Source organism: Halegenticoccus tardaugens, from assembly GCF_004116405.1.
GTDB lineage: Archaea > Halobacteriota > Halobacteria > Halobacteriales > Haloferacaceae > Halegenticoccus > Halegenticoccus tardaugens.
In genome coordinates this window covers 125,373-140,512 of record NZ_SDIC01000012.1, presented here as the reverse complement: position 1 = coordinate 140,512, position 15,140 = coordinate 125,373, and the positions used below count along the sequence as shown (strand labels likewise).

The following is a 15,140-nucleotide window of genomic DNA, read 5'->3' as shown; positions in this document are numbered from 1 at the left end:
ACCCCCGCAAGCGTTTTGCCCCGGTGTTTGGTACGTCACGGCATGACCGTGGTCGTCGTCGGGGGCGGGATCGTCGGACTGTCGAGCGCCTACCACCTCGCGGCGCGGGGCGCGGAGGTGATCGTCTGCGAGAAGGGATCGATCGGCGGCGGCAGCACCGCGCGGTCGGCGGGCGGCATCCGGGCGCAGTTTTCGACGCCGGTCAACGTCGACCTCTCGCTCGCGAGCGTGCCCGTGTGGGAGCGGTTCGAGCGGGACTTCGGCGTCGACATCGCCTACCGCCGGACGGGGTATCTGTTCCTCGCGCGGACGGAGGGGACGGCGGCGGCGCTCCGCGAGGGCGCGGCGATGCAGCGGGCGCGCGGCGTCCCGAGCGAGGTCCTCGCGCCCGACGAGGCGACGCGGCACTGCCCCGAACTCCGCGACGGGGCGTACGTCGCGGCGACGTACTCGCCGACCGACGGCTTCGCCGACCCGTACCTCGCGCTCCAGGGCTTCGCCGGGGCCGCGCGGGACGCCGGCGCGGAGATCCGAACGAAGACTCCGGTGACGGCGATTCACAGGGAGGGAGACCGCGTCGTCGGCGTCGAAGCGGGCGGCGATCGAATCGACGCGACGCACGTGGTCAACGCGGCAGGTCCGTGGGCCGCCCGGGTGGCCGAACTGGCCGGGATCGATATTCCGGTGTCGCCCCGCCGCCGGCGGGCGCTCGTTGTCGATCCCGAGCGCCCGGTTCCGGAGGACGCGCCGCTCACGATCGACCTCGACACGGGCGCGTACTTCCGGCCGGAACGGGAGGGTGCGGCGATCGTCGGCGGTCACTTCGACGACGACGACGATCCGCCGCAGGATCCCGACGGATACCGCGAGTCGATCGACCTCGACTGGGCCGCCGCGGCCGTCGAGCGCGCGGCCGACTGCGCGGGCTACTTCGGACCGGACTCGCGGATCCGCCGCGGCTGGGCGGGACTGTACGCGGTGACGCCCGACCACCACCCGATCGTCGAGGAGACCGTCCCCGGGTTCGTAAACGCCGTCGGCTTCTCCGGACACGGCTTCCAGCACGCGCCCGCGACGGGACGGCTCGTCGCGGAGCTGGCGCTCGACGGCGAGGCGTCGACCGTCGACCTCGAACCGCTTCGGAGCGACCGCTTCGACACCGGCGACGGCGCGGTCGAGCGGAACGTGGCGTGACCGAGCGACACGGAGCGAGACCGTCGTCTTCGCCGTTCTCCCCAGTTTCATTCGGAATTCTACCGTATGTATCGAAAACGGAGGGAAGTGGAAAGGACCCAGTATGCTTATTTTAGCCCGCTTTCAATCTTGTCCACATATCAATGGTGTGGCGGATGAGCGAGGGAGGGTCATGGAAAGAAGATTGTTGAGAAGACGGGTCGTTCGTCACCACCGCCCCTCCGGAACGGTCGACCGGTTCGGGGAGAGCGAACTGTTCGGCGTTCTCAGCAACGATCGACGACGCGAACTGATCCACCAGTTGTCAGTCCGGGACGAACCGATGACGATCCAGACGGCCGCAGAGCACGTCGCGATGGTCGAGGCGGACGAGCGCCGCTCGGCCGGCGAGCGATACAAGAGCGTCTACGTCTCCCTCCAGCAGACGCACGTGCCGCGACTCGTCGAAACCGAGATCGTCGAACACGACGAGGGGACGAACGCGATCGTTCCCGGTCGGAACTTCGAGGCGGTTCGGGAGTACCTCCGTGAAACGGGACGGGTGCGAACCGAACCGTCGAGCGACGCGTACCTCCGGATCAGCGCGGTCGGAATTCTCCTCGTCGGCGCGCTGTGGCTCGGCGTGTTCCCGTTCGGATCGGGCGTCGCCGCGATCGTCTCGTTCTGTTCGCTTTTGGCGGTGCTTTTGGTCGCGGTCGCCGAAAAAGCCAGTCAGCTTTGACCGACGCCGTCGTTCTCTCGTCGACGGCCGCGTCGTCACCGCGTGTCGTTCTTTCCCGGGCTGACGTTCACGCGCCCGTTTTCGAACGAGACGTCGATCGCCTGGACGCGCACCGTGACGTCCCAGCCCGGTACGGCGTCGGCGGCGAACCGGAGCTTCCACGTCCCTTCGATGTCCGTCTCCTCCCCGTACTCCCTGAGGAGAAAGCGCTGCAGCTCCTCCCCGAAGCCGTCGTCGTCGACTGATTCTTGACCGCCGATGCGCGGCGGTTCGACCTGCGTGATGACGACCGTGAGATCGGGGGTGACCGGATCGTCGTAGGGGAGGTGCCACTCGCCTTCGACGTCGACGCCGTCGGCGAACGCGCACAGGACGAACCGACGCAACCGCGCCTCGAACCCGTCGTCGGTGTTCGGGAACACGACCTCTCTCACCCCGTCCACCCGAGACGCCGAAGGCACGATTCGACGCGCTCCGTCCGATTCAGGCGGACCGTCCGCCGATCCTCGTCGATCGCGACGATCCCCGCCGCCGCCAGCCTCGGCAGGTGGGTCACCTGGAGGGAGACGTACACCCGGGCGAAGTGATCCGTCGGCACCGTCACGCGGCGCTCGCGCTCGTCGTCCGAGACGCGCTCCGCCAGATCGGACAGCGTGACCGCCCGCTCCTCGGCGGCGAGATGTCGAACGACCGCCCGCCGTCTCGACGAGCCCAGCGCGTCGAACGCGGCGTCCTCGCGTTCGGAATCGCGCTCGCCCTCGACGGACGGGTCGACGACTGCGTCGAACAACGAGCGGAGTTCGTCGAACGTCGCCCGTTCGTGCGCGTCGCGATCGAGGTGGTAGTGGGCGACCGCGTCGGCGTTCTCGACCCGCCGCGTCAACGCCAGCACCAGCCTGCGGGTCGCGTCGATCCCCGCGCCCCGGATCATCGGCGTGAGCGAGTCGAAACAGAGCGCCGTCCGGTTTCCGTTGCCCGCCCACTCGTCGAGGTACGCCCCCACGGAGGCGTCGATCTCGTCGACGCTGTCCATCGATTCGACGGTCGTCACCGGCCCGCGACCCGGCGGAGTCCCGATCGCACTCGCCCGACTCGCGGAGCGCGGCCGCGCGATCACGTTGACGATGCCGACTTCGGCCGGCGGCTCGCCGATCGTCGTCCGCCACGAACGTATCAACGCATCCGGTGATTTACCGCACGCGACGGCGAGTAGGTTCTGCCTGCGCGGCTCGATCCGCGAGAACAGACCGACGCACGGCGGCCCGGGACCGCCGCGTGAGAAACTGGTGCACAGGAGGTTCGCCCCGGCGACGCCGTCGAAAAGCATCGACGCGGCGTGACCGTCGCCGGGGAGGATCCCTGTCGGTTTTTTGTCCGGCATTGTGATCAGTCTATCACGGATTTGAATATAAGTTTGGCGGGTGGGTATTCGTCGCGTACCGCGCGACTTTCCGAAGCACGGCTCCGTTTCTCGAACGGCGATGCGAGCGACTCGTCGGTAAGGCGGTCATAACAAAGCGATCGCCCCCGGGTAGCTCCGGTGAGTACATGCAACGACCCGTCGAAATACGGATCCGGGCGCACCCTCGGGCGATCAGCTTTTCGATCGCGGCGCTGACGCTACTCCTCCAGGCGGGTAGCGCGGCCGCGGCCGGAATGGTCACTTACGGGGGTCCGTGATCGGGCGCAGTTCGTCGCGCAACGAGGAGCTCCGCCGGAGTCGTCCCTCGTACCACACGGGCGCGGTTTCGAGGTCGAAAAACTCGACGAGCGCCGGCTCCGACAGCGAGAACGGACCGACGATCCCCGAGTTCAGAAAGTACGAGTCGACGCCCTCGACGGCCGGCGAGACGAGACTCCCCATGCCGCGCTGAGCTACGGCGTGCGTTTCGAGCGCCAAGTCGTACCCTTCCGGTCGCGCCTCGAGGCGACAGAGGTACGGCGTCCCGCTCTCGGCCTGCGCGACCGTGAGACCCCCGTCCCCGAGAACGAGATACTGCCCTGCGACGACGCTGTCGCGCCGAACGACGTCCAGGGCCGCCCGGAGCGGGAACCCCTGGTTCAAAAGCGACGCCAGCGTGTGCCCGGTTCGGAGCGCGTCCTCGTCGGCGACGACGTCGAGCGTGACGATCCCGCCGACGCCGCCCGCTTCGACGAGGCGCACTCCCTGTTCGTACGAGGCGCACGCGTTCAGGAGGAAGGCGTCGGCTCCGACCTCGTCGAGCGACCCGGCGTCGAACCGACCGTCGACGCACGCGAATCCCTCGTCGTCGATGTGGCCGACGTAGTGGAGGAAGTCGGTGTGCGACGAGAGCACGTCGGCCATCTCCTCCGCGGTGAGTTCCTGGTACACCGTCGTCTCGACTGACTGGCGGTCGGACGATCCGTACTCGTCTTCGAGGAGGTCGCGCTCGGCGCGCATCCGCGGGTCGTTGCAGACGACCGTGATGTCGATCCCGCCGCTCGCGGGTTCGCGCCCGAGGTGGTTCTCGTACGCCGCCGGCAAGGCTTTGCTCGCCCGGATCGGCACGCCGTCGCCCGCCCAAACGTGCTCCGTCGACCGCGCCGGCTGCAGCGCGACTCGCTCGCCGCCCGCTCCCGTTCGATCGCCGCCGTCCGTTCCGCGCGTGAACAGTTCGCGCACGCGTCCGCTCGCAGCCGCCGCTGCCGACACGCGGTTCGGTTCGGCGGTCCGGACGATCGCGAGGTCGTCGACGAAAAACGGGAGCAGTTCGGCGTGCGCAGGCGCGGGTTCCACCTGCGCCGTCAGCTTCCACCGCGGGAGGAGCGGTTCGATCGCGTCGTACGGGACGTCGAGGTACGCCTCCAGTTGCTCCGAAATCGGTTTTCCGTACAGCGCGGCGAAGTCGAGGTCGACCGGCGCGTCCGCCTCGAACCGCCGCCTCTCGGAGAGTTCGACCGGGAATCGCCCCTCCGTTCTGGTGAGACAGTCGAGAAAGAAGACCCGTTTTAAAAGGCGTTCGACGTCCGTTTCGAATCGGTCGCCCGTGCCGAGCGGATAATCGACTCCCGCGGCGGTGACGAGACGCGGCGTCGACGACTCGACGAGCGTCGCTCCGAGGTAGAACGAGAGCGGCGCGACCGCGTACGCGTACCGGTACGCCGCGGGGAGTTCGATGCGAACGCCCGTCTCCGGCGGGGTCACCGACGGAGGGACGCACAACTCGTCCGCGATGGCGATCGCGGGCGGATGGCCTCGAAGCGTCGGGAACGACCGCTCGCACGTCGTGGTCTTCAGCGCCGACCCGAACGTCGACACCGCGTCCAGCACGTCCGCCGGGTCCGTCGTCGTCGAAACGGTCGCGGCCGGCGTCCGGTGGCGCGATCGAGCGCCGAGGACGACGTCAGTCTCGCCGTCGAAGGTCACGCTCGTCGTCGACCCGTCGGCGGTAATCTCGACCGCTCCTCTCGTCCTCAGGTAGAGTTTGATCGGGCCGTCGATCTCCAGCACGTACGCTCCGTCGGGGAGCCGTTCCTCGGCGAAGTGCTCGGTCCGGACGACGAGATCCCCCGCCGCGTTCCGGACGTACACGCCCACGACTGTCGGAAACGAGAGCCGCTCGACCGCGAACGCGACGGCGACGTCGACCGGAAAGCCGATTCGCTCGACGGCGACGCGGGTCGGAGAGACGTCAGACGACGTCCGCAACCGACACCGCCGTCTCTCGACGGAATCGACGACGTCGAGCGACGGGCCGCGCGCCGACACGGTCACCGGCGGTTTCGAGCGCTCTCGCTGTGACACGAACGGACAACGCAGCCGAGCGCGATTAACTGTTGTGCGACGTTTCGATTCGATGACGAGTGGTCGGACCGAGCGTCCCCCGGCGGCGTTTCGCCCCCCCTTCTCAGCGCTTCGCGGCCGCGTTCGGTTCCCGCGGCCGGGTTCGTCTCGACGCCTTCACGCCGCCTTCTCGGCGACGCCGTACTGGCTCTCCCACTCCCGTCGCTCTCGCAACTGTTCGCGACCCTCGTCCGTGATCCGGTAGTAGTTCGTCCGGCGATCGATCTCGCCCTTCTCGACGTACCCCTTCTGTACGAGCACGTCGAGATTCGGGTAGAGCCGCCCGTGGTTGATCTCTTCGTCGAGGTAGCCTTCGAGCTCCTCCTTTACGTCCTGTCCGGACGGGCGGTCGAACCCGGCGATCACGTACAGGAGGTCTCGCTGGAACCCACTCAGTTCGAACAGGTACATATCTAGGAGGACACGCCGAACAGACATAACCTTCCGCAACCGTTGCACCGGGACTAAGTACGACCGAAACGACGGTACGGGTTTCGAACACGTCCGGGCGATCGAAGCCGAGCGAATCGCCGACGCTCACCGCCGGTTACGTCAGCGCGGACCGGGACCATCTCGATGGATCGAGATTAGGTATCGCAAGATGAAGTTTGTCGGGTTCGGATCGGGGACGAAGTTCACCCGCGGACGAACGCTTCCATACGGTCGGTGGCCCGCTTGAGTTCGGTCATTCCGGTCGCGTAGGAGACGCGGAGGTGCCCCTCGCCGCCCGCGCCGAAGACGCTGCCCGGGACGACCGCGACGTTCTGCTCGCGCAGCAGCTCCTCGGCGAACGCCTCGTCGTCGCCGCCGCAGCGGGGGAAGGCGTAAAACGCGCCCTTCGCTTCGAAGCACTCCAGCCCCATCTCCGAAAAGCGCGAGAGGACGAACCGTCGGCGTCGATCGTACTGGCGGCGCATTTCCTCGACTTCGTCCCCGCAGCTCCGGAGCGCTTCGAGCGCGGCGTACTGCGCGGTCGTCGGCGCCGAGAGCATCGAGTACTGGTGGATGCGATTCATCGCGCCGATCGCCTCCGCCGGTCCGAGCGCGTACCCGAGTCGCAGCCCCGTCATCGCGTACGCCTTCGAGAAGCCGTTGAACACGATCGTTCGCTCGCGCATGCCGGGCAGCGTGGCGATCGAGGCGTGTTCGCCCTCGTAGGTGAGCGCCGCGTAGATCTCGTCGGAGAGGACGATCAGGTCGTGCTCGCGGACGAACGCCGCCACCTCGGCCAACTCGTCGCGGGACATCGTCGCCCCGGTCGGATTGTTCGGGTAGCACAGCACGAGCGCCTCGGCCTCGGCGGCACCGGCCGCCCGGAGGTCCTCGTACGTGAGCGCGAAGTCGTTCTCGGCGCGGGTCGGCACCGCGAGGGGGTCGCCGCCGGCGAAGATGACGCCCGGAACGTAGGAGATGTACGACGGTTGGGGGACGGCGACGGCGTCGCCCGGATCGACGAGCGCCCGCATCGCGACGTCGACCGCCTCGCTCGCGCCCGTCGTCACGATGATCTCCTCGTCCGGGTCGTACGCGAGGTCGTACCGGCGGACGTGCTCCGCGATCGACCGGCGGAGGTCGCGCTTACCGCGGTTCGCGGTGTAGGACGTCTGCCCCCGCTCCAGCGAGTCGATGGCGGCGGTACGCGCGGCCCACGGCGCGCTGAAGTCCGGTTCGCCCACGCCGAGGGAGATCACCTCGTCTTTCTCCTCCGCGAGTTCGAAAAAGCGCCGGATGCCCGACGGCGGCACCCGATCGACGCGCTCTGCGGGCTTCATGGCGAGACGGAGAGTCGGTCGTCGCCGTCGCGGTCGCCGAACTCGATCCCCCGCTCCTTGTAGGTGTCCATGACGAAGTGGGTCACCGTCTGCGTGACCTCGGGAATGGGGGCGATCTGTTCGGAAACGAAGTTCGAGACGTCGTGCATCGACTTGCCCTCGACGTCGACCGCGAAGTCGTAGTTGCCGCTCACGAGCCGGAGCGACGACACCTGCGGGAACTTCGTGATGCGACGCGCGATCTCCTCGTACCCCGTTTCGCGGTCGAGTTCCACGTTCAGTTCGACCTCCGCCTGCACGTGCTCTTCGTCCACGCGGTCCCAGTCCACGACCGCCTTGTACCCGCGGATCACGCCCTCCGATTCGAGTTCCTCGATGAGCGACTCGACCTCGCGTTCGTTCAACCCGGTCTGGCGCGCGAGGTCGGCCGCGTCGTCGCGGGCGTTCGAGAGCAACAGATCCAGCAGTTCCCGTTTCGCGTCCATACAGTGTTCACCCGTAGTCACGGGCAAAAGGGTTTACCTCCGAAGCAATAAACCGTATATGAGTATATAAAATTTCCCGCGCGGTCCACCGCCGACTCCCTCACAGCGGCATCTCGTCGAAGAACCGACGCTGGAGGTGTTCGTACAGCGCGCCGCACGTCGGGCAGCGGACGACGATCAGGTACTCCGTCTCTATCTCGAAGAGGGGGCGTCCAACGTCGTCGCACTCCCGACAGATCCAACTTCTCGTCTGCGCTAACGGCGTGACCAGTTCCGCCCTGACGAGCTGATACACTTCGCCGTCTTCGACGAGTTCGCGGAGAGTACGGGCGTCCTCGTGGGACGGGTTAGCCGGTGCGTCGAACGGGACGATGGAGAGGTCGCCGGTACGTCCGGTCACCCAGATTCCGTCCTCGTTTACGCTCTCGACCTGGAGACGATTCTCGTAGACGAGATCGACCGCCGGAATCTCGTAGACGTTCCCCTGTTCGAACTCCTCGACGAGGTGGATCACCCGTCTGTTGGTGGTCATGTCTCTCTCCAGCGCTCCGAAGCGCAATCCCCGCCTCTGGCTTGCACAGAATGTCAGCGTCGTACTGAACGGGGGGATGTCGGATTCAACTCGCGCCGCGCGAGCGGATTCCGACGCGTTCGCCGGTTCTGCCGTATCCGTTTTTCGATCGGAGGGTGCCGTATTAGTTACCGGTCTCCTCGACCTCGACGAGGTCGCCGTCACCTTCGACTTGGAAGCCGTCGCGGCCTTCGACATCAAGCTGGCCGTCGGTGTCCTGCTCGATGTCGTGGTCCGCGTCTTCGAACTCGACGTCACCGTCGGAGTTCTCGAAGTCGAGATCGTTGTCAGTGTTTTCGACCTCCAGGTCGTCCTCGTCGTCCTCGATGTCGTTCACGCCGTCCTCGAAGTCGATGTCGCCGCCGTCGTTGTCGTAATCGAGGTCGTCGTCAGCGTTCTCGTACTCGAGACCGTCGTCGTCTTCTTTGATCTCCTCACCGTCGACCGTGATGTCGACCGTGCCGTCCGGGTTGACCTCAACCTCGACGGGACCGCTCGTGCTCTCGAAGTCGAGGCTGCCGTCGTCGGCGGATTCGTAGTCGAGGTTGTCGCTTTCGACCTCGGACCCGTCGTCGCTCTCTTCGATCTCGTGGTCGCCGCTCTCGACGTCGACGTCGCTGCGGTCGTCGGAGGTCTCGTAGTCGAGGTCGTTGGCCTTGTCCTCGACCTCGACGTCACCGTCGGCCTGCTCGATCTCGTGATCGCCGTCGGCGCTCTCGATGTCGACGCCGTCACCGTCGTCGAAGGTCTCGTAGTCCAAGCCGGTGTCCCTGTCTTCGACCTCGAGGTCACCGCCGACGCGTTCGACCTCTTGGCCGTCGGAGCTTTCGATGTCTAGATCGTCGCCGTCGGTGTCGACATCGGTGGTGCCGTCACCGTCGCCACTGTCGCCGTCACCGTTGCCGTTGCTGTCGCCGTCTCCGGCATCGTCGCCGCCGTTGTCTCCTCCGTTCCCGTTGTCATTAGACACCTGCGCGGGGCCGGCCACTTGCGCAGCGCCTGCTGCCGCGAACCCGACGATGAGGGCTACCACGAGGAAGCCCACCAGCGCGGGTTTGAGTGTTTCTCGTATGCTCGCTTTTCCGGTCATATCAGTTTGTCCTGCCCCGTTCGACTTCGTGCCCGATTCGAACGGAGACAGTTCAAACTTGAGCCGCCACGCGTGAGTAGAGGTTACCTACCACCCTAGGAGAGCGGAAGCCTACGTCGTTAGGACGCGCGAATGGAACGTTCGCCGTCGAACGACGTCTGCCTAACCCGATAGGTGGACGACGGCCTAAGAAATAGCCAAAACGCGAGGAGATCGGTACCACCCCGTCGTGTCGTCCCGCTCGCGTTTTGTTCCACCTCCGTCAACGGCTCACGCGGACGAGCGCGGCGTCACACGCCGTTGATGAACGTTTCAAGGAGCTTGCGCTCGGCGTGTCGGAGGTGCTGGTGGAGCGTCGGTGCCGAAATCCCGAGGGTGGCGGCGAGTTCCGCGGCCGTGTTTTTCCGCGGCCAGTCGAAGTACCCCGAGGCGTAGGCCGACTCGATCGCGGCCATCTGTTTGTCCGTGAGCCGGTCCTCGAGATCGTCGCGGAACTCGGCGACCGTCTTGACGGGGTGATCGACGTCTCGCTTCGCGAGCAGGTTCGATTCGGGGTGGATCACCCGGAACGTTTCGACGATCTCCCGGACGTTCGCGGTTTGCGGCGCTTCTGCGACGAGTCGGCCTTCGCCGTCGTCCGCGACCACCGTTCTGACGCTCGCTCCGACCTCCATCAACGCCTGGGCCACCGATTCGGCCTGGATCAGTTCCAGCAGGATCTCGCTGTCGTGTTCGCTGACGATTCGACCGCTTTCGACGAGGTCCGTCGACTCGGCCACTTCCAACGCGTCGTCGGCGGACGCGCCTTCCAGTCTGAGATACGAGAGGAACTTTCCGTCCCCCAGCGGAGCGGTTTGCTTGAGCTGGCATCGGCAGCCGAGCCGCTGGGAGAACAACACGGGAACGCAGCGCGGATCGGTGACCTCGAATTCGAGTTCGACGACCGAGTCCGAAAGGAGCAGATCCCGGTTCAGGACGGCGTAGATGGCGAAGCCGATCGTGTCTCCCAACACCTCGAACCCGGTCTGTGCGGTCTTGCTGAACACGTCTTCGCGGGTCGCATTCACGACCAGCACGCCGTAGATTCGCTCGTCGTATGTGAGCGGGATGGCGGCGACCGCCTCCACCTCTTGGGGGGAGCTTCGGTCCCCGTCGTCGCTTTCGGAGTCGAGCTTCGTAACCTGGTACTGGCGGACGACCTGAAACTCGCCGGTCTGGATGGCCCGGTTCACGATGCCGTTTTCGATGTAGGAAAGCGGCATCGTGGCGAGCGCCTCGAGGTATCCGTCCTCGACGCCGGCGCCCGCTTGCGGGGTTATCCTGCCGCCGGTTACGCTCGTCGCTCCGATCCAGGCGCTCTCGTAGAAGTCCGACGCCACCAGGCGGTCGCAGACGATCTGGTTGATCTCCTCACGCGTGGTCGCGCCCACCAGCCCCTGAATGAGTTCTTCGACGAGGCTGTTGATCTGATTCAGCGTGTCGAGCTGGTCGCGCTGTTGGCGGAGTTCGCGCTCGTTTCGGCGGAGCATCTTCTCGCGCTCGTCGCGATCGAGCGCCGCCCTGATCGCCGCCGCCAGGAGCTTCGCGCGATGGACGTCCAGCTCCTCGAACCCCGCGCTCGATCTACTAAAGATAGTCAGCGTGCCGTACTCGCCGAGCGGAAGGTGGAGGCTCGCTTGATACGGCTCGTCGGGACACGGTTCCTCCTCGTCGACCTCGGTGCTCACCGTCTCTCCCCGTCGATACGCGTGGCCGGCGAGCGTGGCTTCCAAATCGAACGCGGGACACGAGTCGACGAGCTCCTCCGCCCCGGGCGTCATCGCGATCGGTTCGAGCGTGTTCGTCTCCGAATCGAACAGCCGAACGCAGCTGATGTCGAACCCGAGGACGCGGTCGACGGCTTCGAGCGAACGGCGCGTGATCGTGCCGGTGGTCTCGGCGGTCACGAGCTCTCGGCTCGCCTCGTTTAACGCTTCGAGCTTTCGTTCGATTGCCTTCCGGTCGGTGATATCTCGAACGACGTAGACCCAGCCGTTGTCTTCGAGTTCGGTCAAAACCAACTCCTGTGGAACGCTGGTGCCGTCCTTTCGTCGACCGACCGTTTCCCCGCGCCAGCCGCCCCGGTCCTTGATGACGGGTTCGATGTCCGTCTCGAAGCGCTTGATCTCCGTCTCGTCGTAGAGCTGTTGCCAGGATTCGCCGACGAGTTCTTCGGGATCCGCGTACCCGTACATTTCGGCGTGCGCCCTGTTGACGTAGACGTATTTTCCGTCCGTGTCGAGGATCGCCATGCCGTCGGTCGTCGCGTCCATGGCCGCGGAACGCTGTCGGAGCGCTCGCTCGTGTTCTACGCGCTCGGAGATGTTTCGGACGAGCGCTAACACGTGGGGTTCGCCGTCGAGTTCGATCTGGGACGCCGAGATCTCCGCGGGGACGACCGCCCCGGACGAGGTGCGACAGCCGAACTCGTCCGACCACCCCGTCCCCTCGTCCAGTACCCTGTCCACGAATTCGAGAAATCGGGGGAGTTCGTGAGAGTGGACGTCGGACGGACCCAGGTCCAAGAACTCCTCGCGGGAGTACCCGAGTAACTCGCACGCCTGTCCGTTGCACTCTTTGAACGTATCACGCGACGGATCGAAGATGACGATCGCGTCGTTCGCGTGCGTGAAGATCTTCTCGAAGTGTTCTTTGGTCTCGCGCAGCTGTTTCTCTCGTTCCTTTCGTTCGGTGATGTCCGTGTAAATCGCGTAGCCGCCGTGGGAATTGCTGCCCGCGTCGAAACGAACGGCCCGAAACAGGAACTCTCGGGGACCGGTGACCGTCTGCCGACGAACCTCGGCCTTGATTTTTTCGTATCGAAGTAGTTTCTCGATGAACGCACAGTACGCGGGGTACTCCTCTCGGGGAACGAGAACCGCGTCGGCGGCGCGGCCGACGACCGCCTCCGCGTCGTACCCGAACACGTCCTCGAAAGCGCCGTTCACGGCTTTGATGATCGCCGTCTCGCCGTCGAACTCGTACTCGACGATCGGATCGTTCGAGTTCTCGAACAGCGCCGCGCGGCGGTCGCGTTCTTCTTCCAACCGGTGGTGTTCCGATTCCCTGTGCTCGAACGTATCGCGGAGCGTCACCGTATAGCACCGCTGACCGTCGTACTCCACGTCCTGAACGGAGAGGGAAGCCGGAACGCGGCGCCCGTCGCGGTGGACGAGGACGACGTCGCGTTCGTCGAACCGCGCCTCGTTCGCGCTCGCTTGCTCTCGAAGCGCTTCGAGCGACGCGCCGCGATCAGGGGAGAAAAGCCGGTCGACGGAGGTACCGACTAACTCGCGGGGCTCGTACCCGAGGAGCCGTTCGACGGCCGGGTTCGCGAAGACGATTCGTCCTTCGTCGTCGAGGAAAACGATACCCTCGGCGACGGTCTCGAGGACACCTTCGAAGAACGCGTTCTTGATGTCCGGAGACGATTGGGACATGCTGATTCCATGTTACGCGTTCCAGCCGAAAGAACGAACCACCTCGATCTCAAGGTATGGCGACGTCCCCGTACCGAAGGAATCGTCGCCCGTCGGGGGGCGAAGCCCCGAGGATGAAGGCGAGCGTCCCGACGGTGCCACCTAACCGCTCACCGCTCACGGAGAAGGAGGCGGGCGCTTACGGAGGATCGAGGAACTGTCCGACGAGTTTTCGCTCGGCCGCCTGCAGGTGCTGGAAGAGCGTCGAGCCCGTGATGTCCAGGTCCGCTGCGATCTCCTGGGCGGTGCTCTTGCGCGGGAAGTCGTAGTAGCCCGCGAAGTAGGCCGTCCGCAGTGCCGTTAACTGTTTTTCCGTGAGTTGCTCGGAGAGCAGCTGAGTCAGCTGGTCGGTCGATCGCGCCGGGCGGTCGACGATCCGCTTTCTCGCCAACGTCCACTCCGGGTAGTCGTTCTGGATGATGGCGATGAGTTGATCGAGTCCGTCATCGGGAGCGGATTCGATAACGACGCGGCTCTCCCCCGACTCGGCGACGGCCGTCCTGACCGCCATGCCGGCGTCGATAACTCTGTTGATGAAATCCGTCGGTTTCACTCGCGCTTCGAATCGGCACCGCTCGCCGCCCCGGTCGACCATTCGGTACGTATCGACCGAGTCCTGGGTTTCGATCACCCGACGGACGCGCTCGGGCGAAGCGCCGTCGACGGTTACGAACTGCAGGCGCGTCCCCTCGGGTCCCGGTACGATCCCGTCGAGTCGGGATCGACCGCCGCTGTGCACCGCCAACGTGGCGAAAAACGCCGCGCGTTCGGCGGTTCGAAGCTCGAGTTCGACGACTTCGTCCGCGAGCAACAGGCGCTCCTGCTTGAGCGCGTAAATTGCGAAGCTCATCGTCTTCGCCAGCGTTTCGAGCGCCGTTCGCTCGTGCTCGTTGAACGCGTCGGATCGGGTCGAGTGCACGACGAGCACGCCGTAACTCGTCTCGCCGTGTACGAGCGGGAGCGCGATGCCCGATTCGTATCCCCGGTCGCGCGCCGCTCGTTTCACCCGATCCGGAACGAGCGGGTGCTCGTCAATCCCCCGAGTATCGGCGACGCTTCCCGCGTCGACGCCGATCGCGTCGTCCCTCCCTTCGCGTTCCGCGGCGTCCGAGTCGGTCCGAACGAGCATTCGGTGGAACGCTTCGTCTTCGGTTCTCCCGTGCGGAACGAGTCTTCCGTCTTCCGTGCTCGGGTTGCCCACCCACGCGTTCGCGTAGAACGGCGTCTCGGTGAGTCGTTCACAGACCGCCTCTTCGAGTTCTCCGCGCGTCATCGGGCTCGTCAGCGCCTGGATGATCTCTTCGATGAGGTGGTGGACCCCGTCGAGCGTCTCCAACTTGTCGCGCTGGCGCTGTAACCGCTCTTCGTGCTTCTTGTGCTCGCTGACGTCCTGCGCAACCATCACGAACCCGCAAAGCGCGCCGGAGTCGTTTCGAAGCGCGGTGAGGACGACGTGCGTCCAGCGGTGCGAACCGTCGTTTCGGCGCGCCAGGGCTTCGCCCTCGAACTGGCCCGATTCTGCGGCCCGCTCAAGAGCGGCCCGATAGAGTTCACCGCCGGGCGAACCCCCGGACGAGAGCGCGGAAAACGGTCGCCCGAGCGCTTCGTCCCGCTCGTATCCGTAGATCTGCGCGGCGCCGTCGTTCCAACTGCTGATCGTGCCGTCCGGATCGAGCGTGAGTATCGCGTACCCGCGAACGTCGCACACCACGGCGTCGAATGGACGCTCGCCCGCGTTTCTCCTAGCGCGCGCCTCGTCGGTTGGATCGCGTTCGCTCATGCTAATTCCCCGTCGTGCTAGCTCCTCCCGCATCAAGGGTCGTGCGAGCAGCGTCGTCGGAGGGAGTTAGTCGTTAGAGCGCTTAGTCGTTGCCACATCCTCTATTTTCGATTACAATGAGTTGAATCGGGACTGTCGTCCGGTTGCGGCAATCTATTTTCAGATCATCAAATCGTTTCGAAAGCTCCGCGTGGCGCACGCACC

Annotated in this window: 13 protein-coding genes; 3 read left to right on the top strand and 10 right to left on the bottom strand. The window is 65.6% G+C overall.

Going from position 1 to position 15,140, the window contains the following annotated elements; translation table 11 throughout:
* The first annotated feature begins 42 nt into the window (after positions 1–42).
* Together C3L37_RS23890 and C3L37_RS23885 are read left to right on the top strand one after the other, a co-directional pair.
* Positions 43–1,194 carry an NAD(P)/FAD-dependent oxidoreductase gene (locus C3L37_RS23890; protein ID WP_129117042.1) on the top strand — a complete coding sequence of 384 codons (1,152 nt, stop codon included), beginning with the start codon at positions 43–45 and terminating at the stop codon, positions 1,192–1,194.
* Positions 1,195–1,366: 172 nt separating this feature from the next.
* Positions 1,367–1,915, top strand: coding sequence for a DUF7344 domain-containing protein (locus tag C3L37_RS23885; RefSeq protein WP_129117041.1), 549 nt, complete (start codon positions 1,367–1,369; stop codon positions 1,913–1,915).
* A gap of 35 nt (positions 1,916–1,950) precedes the next feature.
* Here C3L37_RS23885 and C3L37_RS23880 read toward each other — a convergent pair whose 3' ends face one another.
* Positions 1,951–2,349, bottom strand: a complete 399-nt coding sequence (locus C3L37_RS23880; protein WP_129117040.1) for a hypothetical protein — start codon at positions 2,347–2,349, stop codon at positions 1,951–1,953.
* Positions 2,346–3,296, bottom strand: a complete 951-nt coding sequence (locus C3L37_RS23875; protein WP_129117039.1) for a DUF7504 family protein — start codon at positions 3,294–3,296, stop codon at positions 2,346–2,348. The genes C3L37_RS23880 and C3L37_RS23875 overlap by 4 nt, the downstream gene beginning before the upstream one ends.
* 167 nt (positions 3,297–3,463) lie before the next feature.
* Between C3L37_RS23875 and C3L37_RS26065 the strand changes: the two genes are divergently transcribed.
* A complete protein-coding gene (locus C3L37_RS26065) occupies positions 3,464–3,595 on the top strand; it encodes a DUF7503 family protein (RefSeq protein WP_449267291.1) in 132 nt (43 codons plus the stop codon).
* Here the strand turns inward: C3L37_RS26065 and C3L37_RS23870 are convergent.
* The 8 genes from C3L37_RS23870 to C3L37_RS23835 all read right to left on the bottom strand — a co-directional run bounded on the left by C3L37_RS23870 (position 3,576) and on the right by C3L37_RS23835 (position 14,936).
* Positions 3,576–5,681: a hypothetical protein gene (locus C3L37_RS23870; RefSeq protein WP_228546453.1), complete on the bottom strand. Its 2,106-nt coding sequence runs from the start codon at positions 5,679–5,681 to the stop codon at positions 3,576–3,578. The two genes, C3L37_RS26065 and C3L37_RS23870, sit on opposite strands and share 20 nt — an antisense overlap.
* A 156-nt stretch (positions 5,682–5,837) precedes the next feature.
* Entirely contained in the window at positions 5,838–6,125 is a 288-nt protein-coding gene (locus C3L37_RS23865) for a PadR family transcriptional regulator (protein ID WP_129117069.1), read from the bottom strand.
* A 230-nt stretch (positions 6,126–6,355) separates the two neighbouring features.
* On the bottom strand, positions 6,356–7,492 hold the full coding sequence (locus C3L37_RS23860; protein WP_129117038.1) for a pyridoxal phosphate-dependent aminotransferase: 1,137 nt from the start codon (positions 7,490–7,492) through the stop codon (positions 6,356–6,358).
* Entirely contained in the window at positions 7,489–7,977 is a 489-nt protein-coding gene (locus C3L37_RS23855; RefSeq protein WP_129117037.1) for an Lrp/AsnC family transcriptional regulator, read from the bottom strand. Before C3L37_RS23855 ends, C3L37_RS23860 begins: the two co-directional genes overlap by 4 nt.
* Positions 7,978–8,077: 100 nt before the next feature.
* The gene (locus tag C3L37_RS23850) at positions 8,078–8,509 is read right to left on the bottom strand and encodes a hypothetical protein (protein ID WP_129117036.1); all 432 of its coding nucleotides are present in this window, start codon (positions 8,507–8,509) and stop codon (positions 8,078–8,080) included.
* 163 nt (positions 8,510–8,672) lie between these two features.
* Complete coding sequence (locus C3L37_RS23845; RefSeq protein ID WP_129117035.1) at positions 8,673–9,638, bottom strand: hypothetical protein; 966 nt, start codon at positions 9,636–9,638, stop codon at positions 8,673–8,675.
* A 290-nt stretch (positions 9,639–9,928) separates the two neighbouring features.
* Positions 9,929–13,117, bottom strand: coding sequence for a PAS domain S-box protein (locus tag C3L37_RS23840; RefSeq protein ID WP_129117034.1), 3,189 nt, complete (start codon positions 13,115–13,117; stop codon positions 9,929–9,931).
* A 178-nt stretch (positions 13,118–13,295) separates the two neighbouring features.
* The gene (locus tag C3L37_RS23835) at positions 13,296–14,936 is read right to left on the bottom strand and encodes a bacterio-opsin activator domain-containing protein (RefSeq protein ID WP_164974861.1); all 1,641 of its coding nucleotides are present in this window, start codon (positions 14,934–14,936) and stop codon (positions 13,296–13,298) included.
* Positions 14,937–15,140: the final 204 nt, after the last annotated feature.

Coding starts and splice junctions, on each gene's coding strand:
- C3L37_RS23890 (WP_129117042.1), top strand. CDS start 43: ATGACCGTGGTCGTCGTCGGGGGCGGGATCGTCGGACTGTCGAGCGCC.
- C3L37_RS23885 (WP_129117041.1), top strand. CDS start 1,367: ATGGAAAGAAGATTGTTGAGAAGACGGGTCGTTCGTCACCACCGCCCC.
- C3L37_RS23875 (WP_129117039.1), bottom strand. CDS start 3,296: ATGCCGGACAAAAAACCGACAGGGATCCTCCCCGGCGACGGTCACGCC.
- C3L37_RS26065 (WP_449267291.1), top strand. CDS start 3,464: ATGCAACGACCCGTCGAAATACGGATCCGGGCGCACCCTCGGGCGATC.
- C3L37_RS23860 (WP_129117038.1), bottom strand. CDS start 7,492: ATGAAGCCCGCAGAGCGCGTCGATCGGGTGCCGCCGTCGGGCATCCGG.
- C3L37_RS23855 (WP_129117037.1), bottom strand. CDS start 7,977: ATGGACGCGAAACGGGAACTGCTGGATCTGTTGCTCTCGAACGCCCGC.
- C3L37_RS23850 (WP_129117036.1), bottom strand. CDS start 8,509: ATGACCACCAACAGACGGGTGATCCACCTCGTCGAGGAGTTCGAACAG.
- C3L37_RS23845 (WP_129117035.1), bottom strand. CDS start 9,638: ATGACCGGAAAAGCGAGCATACGAGAAACACTCAAACCCGCGCTGGTG.
- C3L37_RS23840 (WP_129117034.1), bottom strand. CDS start 13,117: ATGTCCCAATCGTCTCCGGACATCAAGAACGCGTTCTTCGAAGGTGTC.
- C3L37_RS23835 (WP_164974861.1), bottom strand. CDS start 14,936: ATGAGCGAACGCGATCCAACCGACGAGGCGCGCGCTAGGAGAAACGCG.